Origin of the sequence: Rhizosphaericola mali, assembly GCF_004337365.2 — a bacterium.
Taxonomy (GTDB): Bacteria; Bacteroidota; Bacteroidia; order Chitinophagales; family Chitinophagaceae; genus Rhizosphaericola; species Rhizosphaericola mali.
In genome coordinates, this window is record NZ_CP044016.1 from 2,438,854 (window position 1) to 2,457,257 (window position 18,404).

The window sequence follows — 18,404 nt, forward strand, 5'->3', positions numbered from 1 at the left end:
AATAACTTAAAAGTGAAAGGTGAGATGAGAAATATGAGTACTATTATTCTGTTCGTAAAATTTCAGCAGGATTGGATTTGGCGGCTTTCATTGACCAAGTCCAAACTATAAGCAATGCCGTTAATAACATTCCAATTGCGCATATCGGAAATATCCACCAACTCAAAGTAGTTTTATACGCAAAGTCTGCCAGCCAACTATGCGAATAATACCAAGCTATAGGAAAGGAAATAACAGAGGCTAAAACTATTAACCGAACTAAATTTTTGGACAACAGACTTAAAATCTGTGGGATAGAGGCGCCAAGAACTTTTCGGATGCCGATTTCTTTGGTTCGTTGGTTGGCGAGGAACATTACTAACCCGATCAACCCCATACAACTAATGAAAATAGATAATCCAGTTGCACATTTCAATAAAGTATTTAAACGAATCTGCGTAGAATAGAGCGATTCGATAGTTTTATCGTAAAATTGATAGTCAAATGTTTTACCAACGTAAAGTTTACTGTATAAAAATTCTACGTCTTTCAATGCTTTTTTCCAATCTTCCACATTGTTAGATCTAAAATTAATTGATAACTTATTCGCATAACCAAAATCATTGGCAAATAGGATCATTGGTTTTATAGAATTGGTTAATGACATTATATTAAAATCTTTAACAACTCCGGAAATTATGGAAGAATCTGCATTTCCTCCCATCAGATACTTTCCTATAGCTTCATTTGGAGAAGTAAAACCAACTTGTTTCATCAATGTTTCATTAATCAAAACATCTGGAATTTTCGCACTCGTATCAATTCGCACATTTTTTCCAGCTAATAAAGTAAGTCCAAATACATCAATATAGTTATCATCTATATTTCGCAAATGAACATAATCTAAATCATGTATTTTTCCTTTATAACCATACGATAGACTTGTAGTACTAAATCCATTAAAAGCAGGTGTCCCAGATGCAATACTTGCATTTCGAATTCCAGGTATATTCTTTATTTCGTTATAAAGAATATTTATATTTTTATGGGTTCCACTTTCACGCCATTCTGGAGTATAGAACGAAACTATTGCATTTTTTTTAAATCCCATGTCCTTATTCAATACATAATGGATTTGTTTACTTATAACAAAAACTATAATAAGAAATACTTGTGCAACTACAAATTGAAAAACGATCAAAGATTGTCGCAACCAGACCTTTTCAGATTTTCCAGAATGTATAATTTTTCCTTTCAAAGCCTGAATAGGTTTGTAATTAGACATTACCAAAGCAGGATATAAACCTGCTAAGAAAGTAAGTATCAAGATCAAACCTAACAAATAGAACAGAGTCCAAACTTGAAGCAAAGCATTTAATTTCATTGTTTGTGGAATGAATCCCTTAAACAATTGGAATAAGGCAGGATATAAAACACAAGCAAGTACGGAAGACACTAACATTAACAAAAAAGTTTCGGAAAGAAACTGTACTATAATCTGTCTCTTGTCACTTCCAAAAGTCTTGCGTACACCTATTTCTTTAGCTCTTAAACTTGATTGTGCCGTAGTAAGATTCACGAAGTTGATACTTGCTAATAATAGAATTACGATTCCTAACAAAATGATATTTCTATTATTTTTGTTTGCACTCTCTCCATCTATCATCGTATTCAGATGTATATTAGACAATGGTTGCAATATTCCAAAATCTACAAAATCATTAGATTCTTTCGTAATATTTGAAGTAAATAGTTGTTTTAATTGTCTGTTTATACTTTTTACATTTGCACCGTCGTTGATCTTTACAAGACATTGAGAAGAACCATTAATATTTGTCCATCCTGGAGTACCGACAAGAGATGTTTCCAAACCGGTTTCTGTCAATGTCTTTAAGGATATAAAAATATTGTTATTGAAATCCGTAATTCTATTATCATCAGATACAATGCCTGAAACAATTGTTTGAATAGAATCATTAAATACTATTGTTTTTCCCATTATATTTTGAAAAGTCATATTTGGGAAAAATTTTCTAGCTATTGATTCCGAAAGAACTACATTGTTCAATTTTTCAAGCGAGGTAGGATTCCCAAAAGTCCATTTTGTTGGGAATATTTTAAAATAATTATCATCTGCAAATACAATCCCAGGAGTAGCATTCAAAGTTTTACTTTTCTCCATTCTTCCATTCGGAATTTCAATAGTTGCGTCATCCATAGATTGATTGATAAAATGTGCTACTACATCAATTCCCGTAATCTTACTATTAATTTCCTTTGGTGCCACCATCGGAATACCAGAGTTGGCATCTTTGGGTCCATATTGGGTAAATATTCTAAAAATGCGATCATTATCAGGTTCCCATTTATCAAAACTATTTTCATGTTTTATTATTAAAAAAATAATCAATGCAGCACATATGCCTATTGAGAGTCCTAAAACATTGATTATCGAAGTGGCTTTATTTTTCAATAAAGACCGAAACGCGGTTTTGAAATAATTTTTAAACATAGTATAGTTTTTGATAAAGCTTCAAATACGATTAATTCCAATTTAAATGAATATCACCCGAGCCAGTTCTTATCGATATTGGCATACCTCCACCATTAAGGATTCCATTGGTACTTTTATTATTTATATTAGCATCTTTGAATCCCATATTGTTAGCCATATAAACCGAACTACCTTTCAAATCAATATTGGCCTTGACAGTTTTCGGAACAGACAAATTAATATCTCCCGAACCCGCATTTAATTTCACTTCAGTAATCGGATTTAATATAGTTAGTTGTTGATCACCACTTGCCGAATTAGTTACCAAACTACCACTGTTAAGTTTGACATTAATATCACCACTAGCGGTTCCTATTGTAGTATTACCATTTGCATCCGTAATTCTAACATCTCCACTTGCTGTACCGATTGCTAATGTATTTGTCTTGGCATTTTCTATCTGTATGTCGCCACTAGCCGTATTCAAATGAATTGATTGAGATTTTACTACAGACAGTTGAATATCTCCACTAGCTGTTTCAATATTTAGCTCACCTTTTATTGTAGAGCCAGAGACATCTCCGCTAGTTGTTTTAATTTTCACATCTCCCGACAAATTCTCCATAGCAATATCACCAGATGAGGTAGTAAGAGTAGTTGCGATATGATTAGGGACGTGTATTTTAAAAGATACATTGAGACGATCACTATTACTCCAGGTTATTCCTTTTTTAGTATTAGATGCGATTGTAAGCGTTTCTCCATTTTGAACTATAGAAACATCGCTTCTTTGGTTTAATAATTTTTCAAGATCCTCCTTTTTTTGCTTTTTATTTTGAGATTGAACATATACTTCCACATAGGCTTTTTGATCCCCATCTCCATAAATTAAAAAATCTGAACTAGCGCTATAGCCTATAATTTTCTTCAATTGTGCAGCATCTAAATCCTGAGTTTTGATGAGATATTTTTCAGAAACACCGTCAGAAGTGCTCATAGCATTGACACCATTGATATTGATAGAACAAGAAGTTGTTGATATAGCAGCTACGATTAATACACCTAATAATATCTTTTTCATTTGATCTGTTTTTAAATTACTCAATTATTTTAAAATCAATTCTTGATTATCACCAAAATTTTCATAACTACTCGTGATAACTTTGTCTCCTGGTTGTAAACCATGTAACACTTCGTAATAGTCTGGATTTTGTCCACCTACTTGAATATCTACTTTAAATGCTTTGGTTCCGTCGCTACTCACTTTAAAAATCCAGTTACCACCTGTTTGTTGGTAAAATCCACCACGAGGCAACAATATCGCTGGTCTGTCGTCGCTAAGTGTTAGCATGATTTGAATTGTCTGACCTCGACGCATATTAGTGGGTGCAGAATTGTTGAAAATCATATCTACTTGAAACCTTCCATTGGCCACCTGAGTATAAATCTTTTTGATAGATAATTGGTACGTTTTTGTTCCAATTTGAGCAGTACCAATAAGCCCAGGGAATACATTATTAATATAGTGCTCATCAATATCCACTCTCACTTTATAACTACTGATCACATCAATCTGTCCAAGACGAGCTCCTTTGTTTATATTCTGTCCAATCTCCGCATCTAAAGAAGTCAATTGACCATCAACGGGAGCTTTCACTATCAAATCTTCTACCTTTTGCTTCATCAGATTTAATGCTTTTTGAGCACCGTCATATAACCTTGTATTTTGTGTTAGCTGTTGTGTTTTAGTCGTAGAATCCTGACTCAAAATTTGCTTTTGAAGTTCTTTTTTTCTTTGTAGATAATTATAGTTTATTTCATCTTTTTTATAGTCCTGCGAACCAATTACTTTTTCTTTGATCAATTTTTTATCCAAATTAAATAAACGTTCTGCTTCTGTTAATTGACTTTCAACATCTGCGAGGGAATTCATACTATTGACGGTTGTTTGTCTTGCACTATTTTGAGCAATTTGTACTTGCGTTAATGTGTTATAAACACCGTTTTGTTCGGCTACAAGATTCATCATTAGATCAGGATTGGAAAGTCTTAATATAGGTTGCCCTTTTTTCATCATTGTTCCATCCTCTACAAATTTTTCTTCCACTCTTCCACCCTCCATCGCATCCAAATAAATAGTAGTCACGGGCATAACAACTCCATTTACAGGAATATAATTTTTGAAATTACCTTTTGTTACTTCGCTGATAGTAATTCGTTCTTTTTCTACATTCAATTTAGAACCTCCAGCAGCATAGTAAACACTACCGGCAATCAATCCAATCAATAGTAATACACCGATGATCAGTCCGATTCTTTTGCCGCTCCATTTCTTTTTTTCAATTACTTTATCCATCCTTATTAGTTCAGTTTTGTATTTTTAAAAAATTTGCCAGATGTAGAAACATCCGACATTAAACACATGAGAATTATTTATTTCTTCTATGTAAATGCCAAGTAAATGCCACAATACCAATAACCTGATTTTCAATAAGTTAATAAAAAATGAAATAATATTAATGTTCGGTTTTGATACACTTATTGTCCGCATACGCACGAAAAAAATACAAAAAATAATTGCTTAATATCTAACAATCAATCAATTAGAAATATGGTATATTTGTTTCTGAGTAATAACCAAACAAATATGTTTTAATAATAATGAACCTTAAACAAGCCACCATACTCGTAATAGACGATGATACAGATGTATTAACAGCTGTAAGATTATTACTTAAACCATTAGTTAAATCTATTATAGTCGACAAACAACCTGATGCTGTATTAGAATTAATTAAGAAAAACGAAGTAGATATCTTAATTCTAGATATGAATTTCAGAGCAAGTATTAATACTGGAAATGAAGGATTATACTGGTTAAGTACCGTAAAAAGATCCTTTCCTGATTTACCTATCATTATGATTACCGCTTATGCAGATATTGACCTTGCTATAACTTCTTTAAAATCTGGAGCTACTGATTTTATAGTTAAACCTTGGCATAATGAAAAACTATTAGAGAATATAAAAAATGTCTTACAGGGAAAAGGTAATAAAAAAGAACAACGGGCCAACTTTCAACATTTATTGGGAGAAAGTATGCCTATGCAAAATATATTTAGGAAATTAGAAAAAATAGCTCCTACGGATGCAAATATTTTGATTTTGGGAGAAAATGGTACGGGTAAAGATTTAATAGCTTCCGCAATACATGAACAATCACTTAGATATAAAGAAGCATATATCAAAGCGGATCTTGGAGCCTTAACCGAAACTTTATTCGAAAGTGAGTTATTTGGCTATAAAAAAGGAGCATTTACAGATGCTAGAGAAGATAGATTGGGACGATTTCAATCTGCAAACAAAGGCACTTTATTCTTAGATGAAATAGGAAATATCAGTCTATCTCAACAAGCTAGATTATTAACGGTACTACAAAATAGACAAGTCACTCCTCTTGGCAGTAGTACACCTATATCTGTAGATATACGCCTAATATGTGCTACAAATACGCCCATGTCCGAATTAGCAAATGAACAAAAATTTAGAAAAGATTTGATCTATAGAATCAATACTGTTGAAATTAATGTACCTCCATTAAGAGAACGAGGAGACGATATTTTAATTTTAGCGAATTATTTTCTGCAATTTTATTGTAGCAAATACCAAAAATCAGAAATGGTGATCAATGATGCCACTAAAATAAAACTATTGCATTATCCATTTCCAGGGAATGTCAGAGAACTACAATATACGATTGAAAGAGCTGTAATCATGGCAGAAAGTCCTATACTAACACCAGAAGATATGTTATTTTCTCCACTAGAAAAGAATACCATACTTACACAATCAAATCATAATACGTCCAATCTCGAAACACTTGAAAAAGAAACTATTGTAAAAGTGATAGAAAAACATAATGGTAATATCAGTCGAGCTGCAAAGGAATTAGGACTTACTAGAACTGCGCTTTATAGAAGACTTAACAAATATGATCTTTAATTTACTATCATGATAGATCATTCTTACAAGAAAAGTATATTTATTCGTTCTCTAGTTATAGTAATCACTATAGGTATTTTGATATTTGTAGCAATTCAAAAATATATAGAGATAACCTGTATTTTAACTATTGTCCTCATAATAGAACTATGGCTTTTTTATAAAATATTTTCGAAAATTCAATTAGAATTTGAACAATTTGTCGAAGGTATTCGCTATCATGATTTTTCCCAATTTTTTAATACAGGTAAAAATGTAAAATTTGTCGAATTTAGAAAAGGTTACAATGCGATAAACAAAGAATTTTTGGATATTTCTAAGGAAAAAGAGACTCAATATCAGTATTTACAAAAAATGTTGGAGTTACTCGATAACGGGATTTTACTCTATGACATGGAAAATGGTGAAGTCAAATGGATGAACGAATCCCTAAAAACTTTGTTAGCAATTCCATACTTTAAAAATATTCAATCCCTAAAATGGAAATACATTTCCTTACTCGAACTAATACATCATCTCAAACCAGGCAAAAGCATATTATATTCTTTAAAAAAAGATAGTAAGACCATCAATATGCAGCTAACTAGTTCACAATTCAAGACAGAAGGAAGATTAATGCAACTTATCGTATTTTACAATATTAGTGAAGTTGTTGATATTACAGAATCTCAAGCATGGAACCAATTATTACGCATACTTACACATGAAATCATGAACTCCATCGCACCTATTTCTTCCCTTGCCTCTACAATTGAAATTGGAATGAAAGACAGCAAAAAAGACTATGATGCAGATGTAATCCTAGGAATCGAAACGATCAAAAACAGAAGTGAAGGTCTAATTAGATTTGCAGAGGCTTATAGAAATCTAAATAAAATTGAACAACCAAAAATTTCAAAGTTTATCATTAGAGAATTATTTGAGTCTATGGATATTCTATTTGAACCTAAGTTATCCCAATCAAATATCGAATTAGAAATCATTTTACCTGAGATGCATCTAGAAATTAATGCAGATAAAAATTTATTGGAACAAGTATTCATTAATTTAATGCTCAATGCTATTGATGCGGTGAAAGGGACGATAAATCCTTGTATTCAACTATATGCAGCGAAGGAAAATGGTAAAATAATGATTAAAGTAGTGGATAATGGCAAAGGTATGTCTACTGCAATTCAAGAAAGAATATTTATTCCGTTCTTTTCTACTAAAGGCTCTGGTAGCGGCATTGGACTCAGTTTGTGTAAACAAATAATACTATTACATGGAGGCAGTATATACGTACACTCAATTGAAGGAAAGGGAAGTCAATTTATAATCTCAATTTAATTATAGTTCAAAATTAATAGCAGCTTTTAAACTCCATTTATTAATATCTGGATGATCTAAATAAGTCATTCGTTTAATTAAATCTACACGCAAAAATTTTAAAATATTAGAAACACCTGCACTTAATTCTACATAAGGTTTTCCTGAGAGAAAATAAGTTGGGGCATTTGTAGTATAAGGCAATTTCAATAATACATTTTGATTCAAATTCGGATTGTTTTCATTTCTCACACCACCAAAAAGGATTTTTGCTCCAGCGATTTCTCGCCATTTTAGTTTCTTAATAAGAGGGATTCTATTAAAAAATAATCCATTAAATAAATGTTCAATTGAAAATGAAGCATAATGATCACTCATAAATTCCATATAATTCATTAGATTGAATCCTGTGATACTGTAACCAAGACCTTGATTACCAGTGTGTATTACCAATAACGGCCAAGGTACTCGTCCTGTAAGATAACCTCCATCCAATGTCATTTTTGACATTCCGATAATAGACATATACACACGCTTTTGTATATTCAAGTGAAAATAGTTATAGTCATAGTTTCCATTAAATAACCCTTTTATTCCTTTTGTAAAGTCGAATGTAAAAACTGGAAATGCATTAGGTATTTTGAGACGCCTTGCACCATTTTGATAAAATTGCTCATGTGGCGCCCATCTCACTTGCATAGTTAATTGTGCAGATTTTATTGATGGATAAGTAGAATCCATACCCAATGGATTATTTCGAATAAACGCCCAATCTCCTGTCGTACGTTGTATTTTATCCTTAAAACCAAAACCAATCGCCCAATGATCGTCAAATTCTTTCAAATAATCAACCTGAATAATATTATTATAAAAATAGCGATTAAAATTGCCAGAATTACTTGCAAAAAATAAATTCCCCTCTTCATTAATATCGCTAGTTCCAGGAATATTCGAATCAAAAATTTTCGTTATAGACAAAGAATGTACTGGATAAGAATATATTGATTTATGATTGAATGCATAGGTAGCTCTTCCAAAATATTTTATTCTTTCATCCCGAAAACCATAAGCAAGATTGCCATTAAAATAAAGACTTTTATTAAAGTCTGGCGTTGTGCGTCCTCCAAATCTTGGTTTAAATCCTTCAACCGGATTGTAGTCAATAAATGATTGAATAGGACCGGCTTGCACTTTGCCAAAAGTCTTGTAACCAGAGGTGATTGTATTAAACCAATCTGTAGCTCTTTGAAAAGATTTCATTTTCCGCAAGCTATCCATTCTTTCATAAACATGAGATTCTCCATTGTCCAATGGGATGGAACGGTTGGACGTCCAAAAAGTATCCGATTCGGATTTAGGATTGCGTAACAAAACATCTTCATTCATTTTCCATATACTATCATCAATGGGCATACCACTTTGAAAGCCCGTATTATTTATGACTCTTCTTCCTATAAGTCCTGTCATTTTTTTATATAAGCCAAAATCAGAAGTCACGTCAGAATATCCTAAATAAAAATGTCCCGCAGAATCTTTATTAAATCGTTGAACCACTGAAAAATTGCGTACTACACCAAGATTGATATTATCATCCGTCTGAAACTCTATACTTTTAACTGCATAACGCCCATCAAGGGTGATGTACATCTCTCCATTAAACAATAAATCTGCATCATTACGCGGTACAAAATGTAAGCGAATTAACTTAAGCCCATCATCTTCTATTGTATCTTGGATAAAATATTTATACCAAACGGGGCCTGCATTTGAAATCGGACTTAAAAATTGTTTTGTAAACACCTCAATATTATTGTTATAAATATTGATATCCTCAAATAAGCGGTTAAATAAAGAACTAATTCCTCGGATATCTATAAACTTTCCATAATCCACCCGCTTTTCTGCCTTAACAATTGAATTTTTGGATTTGGGCTTATTACGAGTGTAATTTTTACTTACCGATTCTTCTAAATATATAGGAAGTAAGTTTTTCCCCGGTATCGTTACGGTATCGTCTTTACGCAAAACAAAGTCATATTTCTTTAAAATCTTACTTTTGCTGATCCACTTTGGAAATTTATCTACAAAAAAGGACAATTTAGCGTACTCATCATAACTCGCTGTAGGAAAATAGTTAATATCATTTTCTGGTTTATGTTCTATTACTTTTCTAATCAGTTCTACAGCTGGATTATTCTTATTTCTATATTTCTTTTTTTTACCTGCAGTTACAATAACGTCATTTAAATTAGAAAGTCTGGGTTTTAATTTTATTTGTAAAATTGAATCTGACTTTGTTAAGCTAATATCTGTATTTTCATATCCTATTGCTGTTATTAAAATAGAATTGATATTATCATACTTCAAATAAAAAATTCCCGCTTCATTTGTATATCCCAAATTTTTATCTCCATTCTTATTTAAAATGGAAACGTTTACAATTGGTTCCAATGAAAGAGAATCAATAATAATTATCTTTTTATTAATTGATTGCGCCGTTATATTTCCTATACCTATTAGCAAAACAATTATAAAGCAAATCAATAGTTTTGATGAAATAGTTATTTTTCTGCCGTTAATTTTCAAGGATAACAATTTTCAAATAATTCACACCCTACAACTAAATTTTAATATAATGTAGAATCTAAAAACAATTTAATCACATAATTATTTAAATATATCCCTTTTTTTTAAAACACAAAATAGAATCTAAATTGTTTAGTAAATAATACAGCACAGGAGTTGTGCTCAACAAGAAATTGTTCGATAATCGAGCAGGTTCTAAATATTATTATTAAGATTTTTTTTAATTTATATAAAAAATAATCTTGTGATTAATACATCGGCACTAATCACAAGATTGGATAGAATACCCAAAGGCTAACATTCGTTAAATACAAGCATATAATTTAGAAAAGATAAAATCATTTTAAATAAAATAATTACGCCTCTATTAAATTCTCAAAGATTCGCGCCATAATCTCCGCTCCAGGATCCGGTACGTTTTTCAAAATTGTGGCTGGTATGTAGGAAGAACGACCAAAATCTGTTTTTTTAATTTTTTTTGTGTTTTCAGCACCTTTTCTTGCAGCTTTAGCGACTTCTGCTAAAGATTTATCCGCAGCCAATGCAAGTAACGCTGGCTCTAGAGCATCCACCATCGTCCGAGATCCAATCTTGGCACCCCCATAAGTTTGCATTGTTTCCAAACCCTTTAAAAGAGCTTTACCCCAATGTTTATATTGTGTGAATGCATCTCCAGCTGCTATAAACAAAATAGACATCAATACACCACTAGAACCACCGGCCTCACGGGAAAGCAAACTACCTATGGAATTCAACAAATCACTTCCATTATTTAATGGTAATTTATTCAATTCATTTAATATATTTTTAGAAGCAGCCGCGAAAGTAGATCCAGCATCTCCATCTCCCACTTTGGCATCTAAATCATTCATTTCCTTTTCTATGGAAATGAGAAGTTTAGCTGTGTCTTCAATTATTTTTTTAACAGCTGGATGATTTGAAGGCTTCCCCTTAATTGTAGGTGGAAGTTTAGGCATTTTTACAAATGCTTTTTTAGGATTGAATATATGTGTACCTGGCCAAGAAGTAATAGAATTTTCTTTTAATAATGCCTTTTCAGTTACATTATCCAACAGTATTATAGAAAAGGAAAAACCATCCATATTAAGGGCTGTCATAATTTGAGCAGGACCTATAATATAGTTTATTTTTTTTCCAAGTTTAGTCGACAAGAGTGCATTTACAACTATATTCATCTCCAAAGGCATCGCTGTACCTAAATTATTGATCATTATAGCAATTTTACCTTTATGCTTGTCTGCAAAAGGCAATAGTTCATTTGCTACGGTAGTAGTTAGTACATCCGCACTATTAAGAGGTATAATCTTTGCACCAGCTTCACCATGTATCCCTAATCCTAGTTCGACCTCTTTATCTTTAATTCGATGTTCTATATTTTCTTCAAAACGTTGGCATTCCGTTAAGGAAAGTCCTAAAGAATATATATTTTCAATAGTTTGTTTTGCAGTTTTGAATATATATGGCAAACTCTTGCCGTCTTCTGCTAATTGACCTGCAATTTTGTGTATAAAAATAGTACCCGCAATTCCTCTACTATTAGAACTAATACCTAACGCGATATCGTCATTTACAACTACAGTCTCTACTTTATATCCCAAATTTCTTGCTTGCTCTGCAGCCAAGCCAAAATTTAAACGATCTCCAGTATAGTTTTTAATCACCAATAAACATCCCTTCTCTCCTGTTACAGCAATAATAGCTGCAAGTACAGCATCTACTGACGGAGACGCAAATATCTCTCCACAAACAGCAGCTGTCAACATTCCCTTTCCAACAAATCCTGCATGTGCAGGTTCATGACCAGAACCTCCTCCTGAGATAATCGCAACTTTAGATTTATCCCAATCTTTCCTTAATGCAACTTTTATTTTAGGAAATGAATCCAATAGCGCAATTTGATCATTACTCGCAATTAATCCTGTAAGCGCTTCTTTTACAATATCTTCATTTGAATTTTTAAAAAATTTCATATATACAAATTAAAGGTTCAATTCAGCAAACAAATCCTTGGTTAAGATAAAACATCTTACTTAATTAATTTTCATTTTATCCAAACAATATTTCATTTTAACAATACGAAAACGTTGTAGTATTAAAAATATGTGAATAGTTATTAGTTTAATATTTAAATAAATCACTGTAACAATCATACATTTCTTTGAAAAAATTTAATATAAATGTAAAAACAACTACAACGTTTTCGTAATTAAAGTTTAAGATTTAAGTCTTTAAAATAACAAACATTAGTATTCTTGCATGCAAGTTTAGTTATACTATTTTATAAAACGCTTTTAAATTCGTTCGTTGCCATAGTATATCTATTTCAAAAATCACTCTTTTGAAAATCAAGAAAATGCGAAAAGGACAATTGTTCAAATGTTCAATTTTTGTACTATTTACAATATTGATAAAATCACAGGTTTTTGCACAAGCAGGAAAAGTAAAAGTTTCGGGGCAAGTTACCGCGGACACTAGCTCTGCCGATGGAATTTCTATAGTACTTCAATCCACAAATAAAGTTATAGGAAAAACAAATGCATCCGGTTCATTTCAGGTAAATGTACTCGCTAATTCCACTTTACTTTTTTCTAAATCTGGATTTGATAATCAAACATTTTTAGTCAATTCTGATACAACTCTAAATGTAGCATTACATCCATTTACCAATATCATGCCTGAGGTAGTTGTGATTGGTTATGGTACTGCAAAAAAATCTGATTTGACAGGATCTATAGTTACTGTAAGTAGCAAAGACTTTCAAAAAGGGTCAATTACTACACCTGACCAGTTAATTGCTGGTAAAGCAGCAGGTGTAACAGTTACATCTAATAGTGGTGCGCCAGGCGCAGGTAGTACGATCAGAATCAGAGGGGGTACTTCATTGAATGCAAGCAATAGTCCACTTATAGTTATAGATGGAGTGCCGTTGGACAATAACTCTGTTTATGGTGCATCAGACCCATTAAGTTTGATCAATCCCAATGATATTGCGTCCTTCAACATTTTAAAAGACGCCTCTGCGACCGCGATTTACGGTAATAGGGCCTCTAATGGTGTTATTATCATCACAACTAAAAGTGGTACATCTGGTCGACTAAAAGTAGATTTCAATGCGGTACTATCACAAGCAGTAAAACGTAATGAGGTTAAGTTGTTAAATGGAAACCAAATACGTCAAATTGTAAATGAAAAAGGAACTGATGCACAGAAAGCATTATTAGGTACGGCAAATACTAATTGGCAAGATCAAATCTTTCAAAAAGCATTAGGAGGAGTCTACAACCTCGGCATTTCTGGAGGAATCAAAAAGTTACCTTACAGATTATCTGTAGGTTTTACTGGGCAAGATGGTATTCTTAAAACAAGTAATTTAAAACGAACATCTGTAGATCTAAATATCAGACCTACATTTTTCAATAATACATTGCATATAGATTTTAATGTAAAAGGCATTTACATGACCAATCGATTTGCCAATGAATCAGCCATCGGCGCTGCATTGAGTATGGATCCAACACAACCCGTGTATGCCAACAATACACTTGGTGGATTTTATGAATGGACAGATGGTAATGGTGTACCTATACAACAAGCTGTAAAGAATCCATTAGCACAGCTACTTATGTACAAAAGTACAAGTGTGGTTAGACGGAGTATTGGTAATATGAAAGTGGATTATCACCTACCCTCTTTACCCGAACTTACTATGAATGTAAATGGAGGTTACGACATATCATCTAGCGACGGTAGCTCCTTCATTCCAGAATATGCAGCATTAGACTATCAACAAGGAGGTTCTGTAACTAAATATCAACAGAGAAAAACAAACTATGTATTTGATGCTTACTTAAATTATAAAAAATATTTTGATAAAATACAAAGTAATGTTGATTTTACGGGAGGTTATTCTTACCAAGAATTTTTTAGTGGCGCTCCAGGATTTAACAATACCAACGTTGCAGGTACTGTATTAAGTACTTCAATTGCTGACTCTAGCAGAAATGTACTACTTTCTTTCTATGGAAGATTGAACTATACATTTAAAGAAAAATATTTGTTAACTGCAACAGTTAGACGTGATGGTACATCTAGATTTAGTCCAAATAATCGTTGGGGAACATTTCCTTCTATTGCATTAGCATGGAAAATTAAAGAAGAATCATTTTTGAAAAATGTTAATGCTGTATCGGATTTAAAACTAAGATTAGGTTATGGTGTTACAGGGAATCAAGATGTAGGGTCTTTTTACCCATATCTTCCGATATATCGCGTAAGTTCCAATGTTGCACAATATGTATTTGGCAATACAGGATACTATACCTACAGAGCAGAAGCGTATGATCCAAATATTAAATGGGAAACTACAGCATCTTATAACGCGGGGATCGACTTTGGATTCTTTAAAAATAGATTAACTGGTTCGATTGATGCTTATTACAAAAAAACAAGCAATCTATTAGCGGATATCCAAACTGCTGCTGGTGCTAACTTGAGTAATCATGTACTTACTAATGTCGGTAATATTGAATCAAAAGGTATAGAATTGGCATTGAATGCGAAAATCGTTCAAGGTAACAAATTCAACTGGTCAGTAAATACCAATGTTGCCTACAACAATAATAAAATTTTAAAATTATCCAACGTATCTGACAGCACTACACAAGGTATTCTAAGCGGTACGATCAGTGGAGGTAGCGGTAATTCAATTCAGATACAAACAGTAGGTTATAGTTTAAATACTTTCTACGTATACAAACAGGCATACGACAAGAATGGCAAACCAGAAGAAGGTGTATATGCGGATGTAAATAATAATTCAGGTAATTTATTTTACCGATATAAATCACCAAATCCAAAAGTTACATTAGGATTTACTTCCAACTTTGATTATGATAAATGGAGTCTATCATTTACGCTTAGAGGAAACTTTGGCAACTACGTATATAATAATGTAAAAGCTAGTGGAGACGCCTATAATAGTATCTCAAATACACAAGGATATATTGGTAATGCCAACAGAGACTATTTGCATACAGGCTTTACAAATAGCCAATATTTTTCAGATTATTATGTAGAAAATGCGTCATTCGTAAGAATGGACAACGTAAATCTTGGATATGATTTTGGAGATGTTTTCAATCACAAAGCTAGACTTTCAGTGAGTGGAACAGTACAAAATGTATTTGTAATCACTAAATATACAGGTTTAGATCCTGAGGTATATAGTGGTATAGACAACAATGCATATCCACGTCCACGTACATATTCTCTTGGTGTTAATCTTCAATTTTAATTCAAAATATTCGAATCGATGAAACGAATTATTCAGATATCACTCGCTACACTTACTTCAATCATACTATTTAGTGCATGTACTAAAAAACTAGATCAACTTCCTTACGTACAGGAAACATCAGAAGTAGTCTATACCGATCCAGACAAAGTTGCTGGCGCCTTAGCAAAATTGTATGCAGGTTACACATTAAGTGGCCAAGATGCCACAGACTATCCAGATATATCTACCACGGATGTCGGCACGAGTGTATATTTACGTTTATTATGGGAATTTCAAGAATTACCTACGGATGAAGCCGTAATAGGATGGAACGATAACGATCTACTTTCCTATCATAATTTAAGCTGGGCTGCCGCTGGATACTATAATAGAATCATGTATGATCGCATATTCTTTGAAGTTGCGGCGTGCAATGAATTTATTAGAGAAGTAAAAGCGCATGACTATTCCAAATTTACAACAGACCAACAAGCTACGATTGCACAAGGAGTATTAGAAGCTCGTTTTTTAAGAGCATTTGCCTATTGGACTGCAATGGATTTATATGGAAATGTACCATTTACAACAGAAACAGATGGTGTAGGTGCTTATTTTCCTAAACAAATTAAAAGAGCAGATTTATTCAATTATGTATCATCAGAATTAAGAAACTTAAGCGATTCACTACCTACTCCAGGAGCCACCGACTATGGTCGTGCTAACCAAGGTGCTAGTTTAGCACTATTGAGCAGACTATATTTAAATGCATCGGTGTACACAGGCACGGACAAATATGATAGTTGTGTATTATATTCCAATAAAATTATCAATTCTGGTTGGTATAGTTTGAATAACACCTATGCAAATAATTTCAAAGCAGACAACAATACTTCACCTGAAATGATATTCCCATTAGTAGCAGACGGAACTCGTTCTAAATCCTATGGAAATACAACATTTATTATTCACTCTGAAGTTGGTGGAAATATGAATAACAATACAGCTCCTTATGGTATTGCATCTGGTAGCGGATGGGGCGGTATGAGAGCGACGAAAGCATTTGTAAATAAATTTGGAGACCCTTCTGGAGCAACTGATAAAAGAGCCATATTTTATACAGATGGACAAAATCTAGAAATAACCACGATCACCTCTTTCACGGATGGATATGCAGTACCCAAATTCATCAATCTAACCTCAACAGGAGCAGCAGGTAGTGATCCTACCCAAACATTTGCGGATACGGATTTCCCTTTATTTAGATTGGCAGAGATTTATTTGAATTATGCAGAAGCAACTTTAAGAGGTGCATCAAACGGAGACAACGCTCTTGCATTAGGATATTTGAATGCTCTTAGACAAAGAGCTTATGGAAATACTTTGGGAAATATCACGGCAAATCAAATGACATTAAACTATATACTAGATGAAAGATGTAGAGAACTATATTTTGAAGCCATTAGAAGAACAGATCTAGTAAGATATAATATGTTGACCACCGCCACTTATTTATGGCCATTCAAAGGTGGATCATCCACAGGAACATCTGTGGATAGCAAATACAATATATTCCCTATCCCTACAACGGATTTAATAGCCAATCCTACATTAGTTCAAAATACAGGATATTAATACTCAATTACGATAATCGTTTTTAAATGACTAAAATAATTCAAAGATTTTATCTGCTCCTAGTAGCACTGATCACCATAACGTCCTGTAAAAAAGACGAAATTAAATCGGTAATTGATACCTCTACCGTAGATGTAAAACTTACAGCTTCTGCGACTTCTCTTACTTTAATAAAAGAAGATTCTACCAAAACGGCGCTGAGCCTTAGTTGGAATGAAGCTAATTTTAATTATAAAGCAGATGTAACATACACATTACAAATTGCAAAAACAGGAACGAGCTTTTATAATCCAGCAGAGATCACGGTGGGTGTCAATACGACCTCTTATGACTTAAATACGTATAGTTTAAATAGTATTTTATACCAAAATTTTGGAATTTCAGGTAATGGTAGTTTTGATATAAGAGTCAAAATCTCTTTGTTACAAAATGGCACCAATGCTGGTAGTACCTCTAGCATCGATGATCTATACTCTGATACATTAACGATACCTGTAAATACTTTTGACATGGAAGTAAGTTATCCTAAATTATGGATTACTGGACCATTTAATAACTGGTCTTTTACAGACCAAGCTTTTATAGCATCTCAAAACTTTGATGGCAACTATGCAGGATTTTTATATGTACCAAGTGCCGTTACAGATTATACCTTCAAATTATCTGATGCTCAAGATTGGGATCATACGCAATACGGATATGCAACGAACACAACGATGAGCTCTAATGCATCTGCTGGTAACCTATGGTACAGTGGTGCTGGATATGTATATATTACTGCCAATACAAATAATCTTACATGGAGTGCAACAGTTACTAATTGGTATGTTGTCGGAGATGCAATTGATGGTACATGGACTACATTTATCCCTATGACGTATGATCCTACAACTTCAACTTGGATTACAACTACAACATTGAAAAATTCTGGTAGTTTGAAATTTTTAGCCAATCAAGCGTGGAATATATTTTTAGGGTTAAGTAGTAGCAATCAATTGGGTATCGGAGAGCAAGGAAATATTTCTGTACCTAATGCAGGTACGTATAAGATAACGTTGGATCTACACAACGCCCCTAACTATACATATACAATTGAAAAACAATAGT

The 18,404-nt window shown here is 32.8% G+C and carries 10 protein-coding genes; 5 read left to right on the forward strand and 5 right to left on the reverse strand.

Annotated elements, in window-relative coordinates:
• Nucleotides 1-43: 43 nt before the first annotated feature.
• The 3 genes from E0W69_RS10630 to E0W69_RS10640 are packed head-to-tail and all read right to left on the reverse strand — an operon-like array spanning nt 44 to nt 4,829.
• Entirely contained in the window at nt 44-2,491 is a 2,448-nt protein-coding gene (locus E0W69_RS10630; protein ID WP_131330040.1) for an ABC transporter permease, read from the reverse strand.
• Between the two features lie 31 nt (nt 2,492-2,522).
• Nucleotides 2,523-3,554 carry a DUF4097 family beta strand repeat-containing protein gene (locus tag E0W69_RS10635; RefSeq protein ID WP_131330041.1) on the reverse strand — a complete coding sequence of 344 codons (1,032 nt, stop codon included), beginning with the start codon at nt 3,552-3,554 and terminating at the stop codon, nt 2,523-2,525.
• Between the two features lie 24 nt (nt 3,555-3,578).
• The gene (locus E0W69_RS10640; protein WP_131330042.1) at nt 3,579-4,829 is read right to left on the reverse strand and encodes an efflux RND transporter periplasmic adaptor subunit; all 1,251 of its coding nucleotides are present in this window, start codon (nt 4,827-4,829) and stop codon (nt 3,579-3,581) included.
• Between the two features lie 305 nt (nt 4,830-5,134).
• Between E0W69_RS10640 and E0W69_RS10645 the strand changes: the two genes are divergently transcribed.
• The gene (locus E0W69_RS10645) at nt 5,135-6,475 is read left to right on the forward strand and encodes a sigma-54-dependent transcriptional regulator (protein ID WP_131330043.1); all 1,341 of its coding nucleotides are present in this window, start codon (nt 5,135-5,137) and stop codon (nt 6,473-6,475) included.
• A gap of 9 nt (nt 6,476-6,484) precedes the next feature.
• Nucleotides 6,485-7,804 (forward strand): sensor histidine kinase, encoded by a 1,320-nt coding sequence (locus E0W69_RS10650; protein ID WP_131330044.1) that lies wholly within the window; start codon nt 6,485-6,487, stop codon nt 7,802-7,804.
• Here the strand turns inward: E0W69_RS10650 and E0W69_RS10655 are convergent, their stop codons facing one another.
• Nucleotides 7,805-10,369 (reverse strand): DUF5686 family protein, encoded by a 2,565-nt coding sequence (locus E0W69_RS10655; protein ID WP_131330045.1) that lies wholly within the window; start codon nt 10,367-10,369, stop codon nt 7,805-7,807. It lies immediately after the preceding gene.
• 356 nt (nt 10,370-10,725) lie between these two features.
• Nucleotides 10,726-12,360, reverse strand: coding sequence for a dihydroxyacetone kinase subunit DhaK (locus tag E0W69_RS10660; protein ID WP_131330046.1), 1,635 nt, complete (start codon nt 12,358-12,360; stop codon nt 10,726-10,728).
• A 383-nt stretch (nt 12,361-12,743) separates the two neighbouring features.
• On the opposite strand from E0W69_RS10660, the gene E0W69_RS10665 reads away from it, so the two are divergent.
• The 3 genes from E0W69_RS10665 to E0W69_RS10675 are packed head-to-tail and all read left to right on the forward strand — an operon-like array spanning nt 12,744 to nt 18,403.
• Nucleotides 12,744-15,683, forward strand: coding sequence for a SusC/RagA family TonB-linked outer membrane protein (locus E0W69_RS10665; RefSeq protein WP_131330047.1), 2,940 nt, complete (start codon nt 12,744-12,746; stop codon nt 15,681-15,683).
• A gap of 18 nt (nt 15,684-15,701) precedes the next feature.
• Nucleotides 15,702-17,297: a RagB/SusD family nutrient uptake outer membrane protein gene (locus E0W69_RS10670; protein WP_131330048.1), complete on the forward strand. Its 1,596-nt coding sequence runs from the start codon at nt 15,702-15,704 to the stop codon at nt 17,295-17,297.
• Nucleotides 17,298-17,323: 26 nt separating this feature from the next.
• On the forward strand, nt 17,324-18,403 hold the full coding sequence (locus E0W69_RS10675) for a SusE domain-containing protein (RefSeq protein ID WP_131330049.1): 1,080 nt from the start codon (nt 17,324-17,326) through the stop codon (nt 18,401-18,403).
• The last annotated feature ends 1 nt before the right edge of the window (nt 18,404 follow it).

Bases quoted from the DNA above. Each gene is read 5' to 3' on its own strand.
- E0W69_RS10630 (WP_131330040.1), bottom strand. From the start codon at position 2,491: ATGTTTAAAAATTATTTCAAAACCGCGTTTCGGTCTTTATTGAAAAAT.
- E0W69_RS10635 (WP_131330041.1), bottom strand. From the start codon at position 3,554: ATGAAAAAGATATTATTAGGTGTATTAATCGTAGCTGCTATATCAACA.
- E0W69_RS10640 (WP_131330042.1), bottom strand. From the start codon at position 4,829: ATGGATAAAGTAATTGAAAAAAAGAAATGGAGCGGCAAAAGAATCGGA.
- E0W69_RS10645 (WP_131330043.1), top strand. From the start codon at position 5,135: ATGAACCTTAAACAAGCCACCATACTCGTAATAGACGATGATACAGAT.
- E0W69_RS10650 (WP_131330044.1), top strand. From the start codon at position 6,485: ATGATAGATCATTCTTACAAGAAAAGTATATTTATTCGTTCTCTAGTT.
- E0W69_RS10660 (WP_131330046.1), bottom strand. From the start codon at position 12,360: ATGAAATTTTTTAAAAATTCAAATGAAGATATTGTAAAAGAAGCGCTT.
- E0W69_RS10665 (WP_131330047.1), top strand. From the start codon at position 12,744: ATGCGAAAAGGACAATTGTTCAAATGTTCAATTTTTGTACTATTTACA.
- E0W69_RS10670 (WP_131330048.1), top strand. From the start codon at position 15,702: ATGAAACGAATTATTCAGATATCACTCGCTACACTTACTTCAATCATA.
- E0W69_RS10675 (WP_131330049.1), top strand. From the start codon at position 17,324: ATGACTAAAATAATTCAAAGATTTTATCTGCTCCTAGTAGCACTGATC.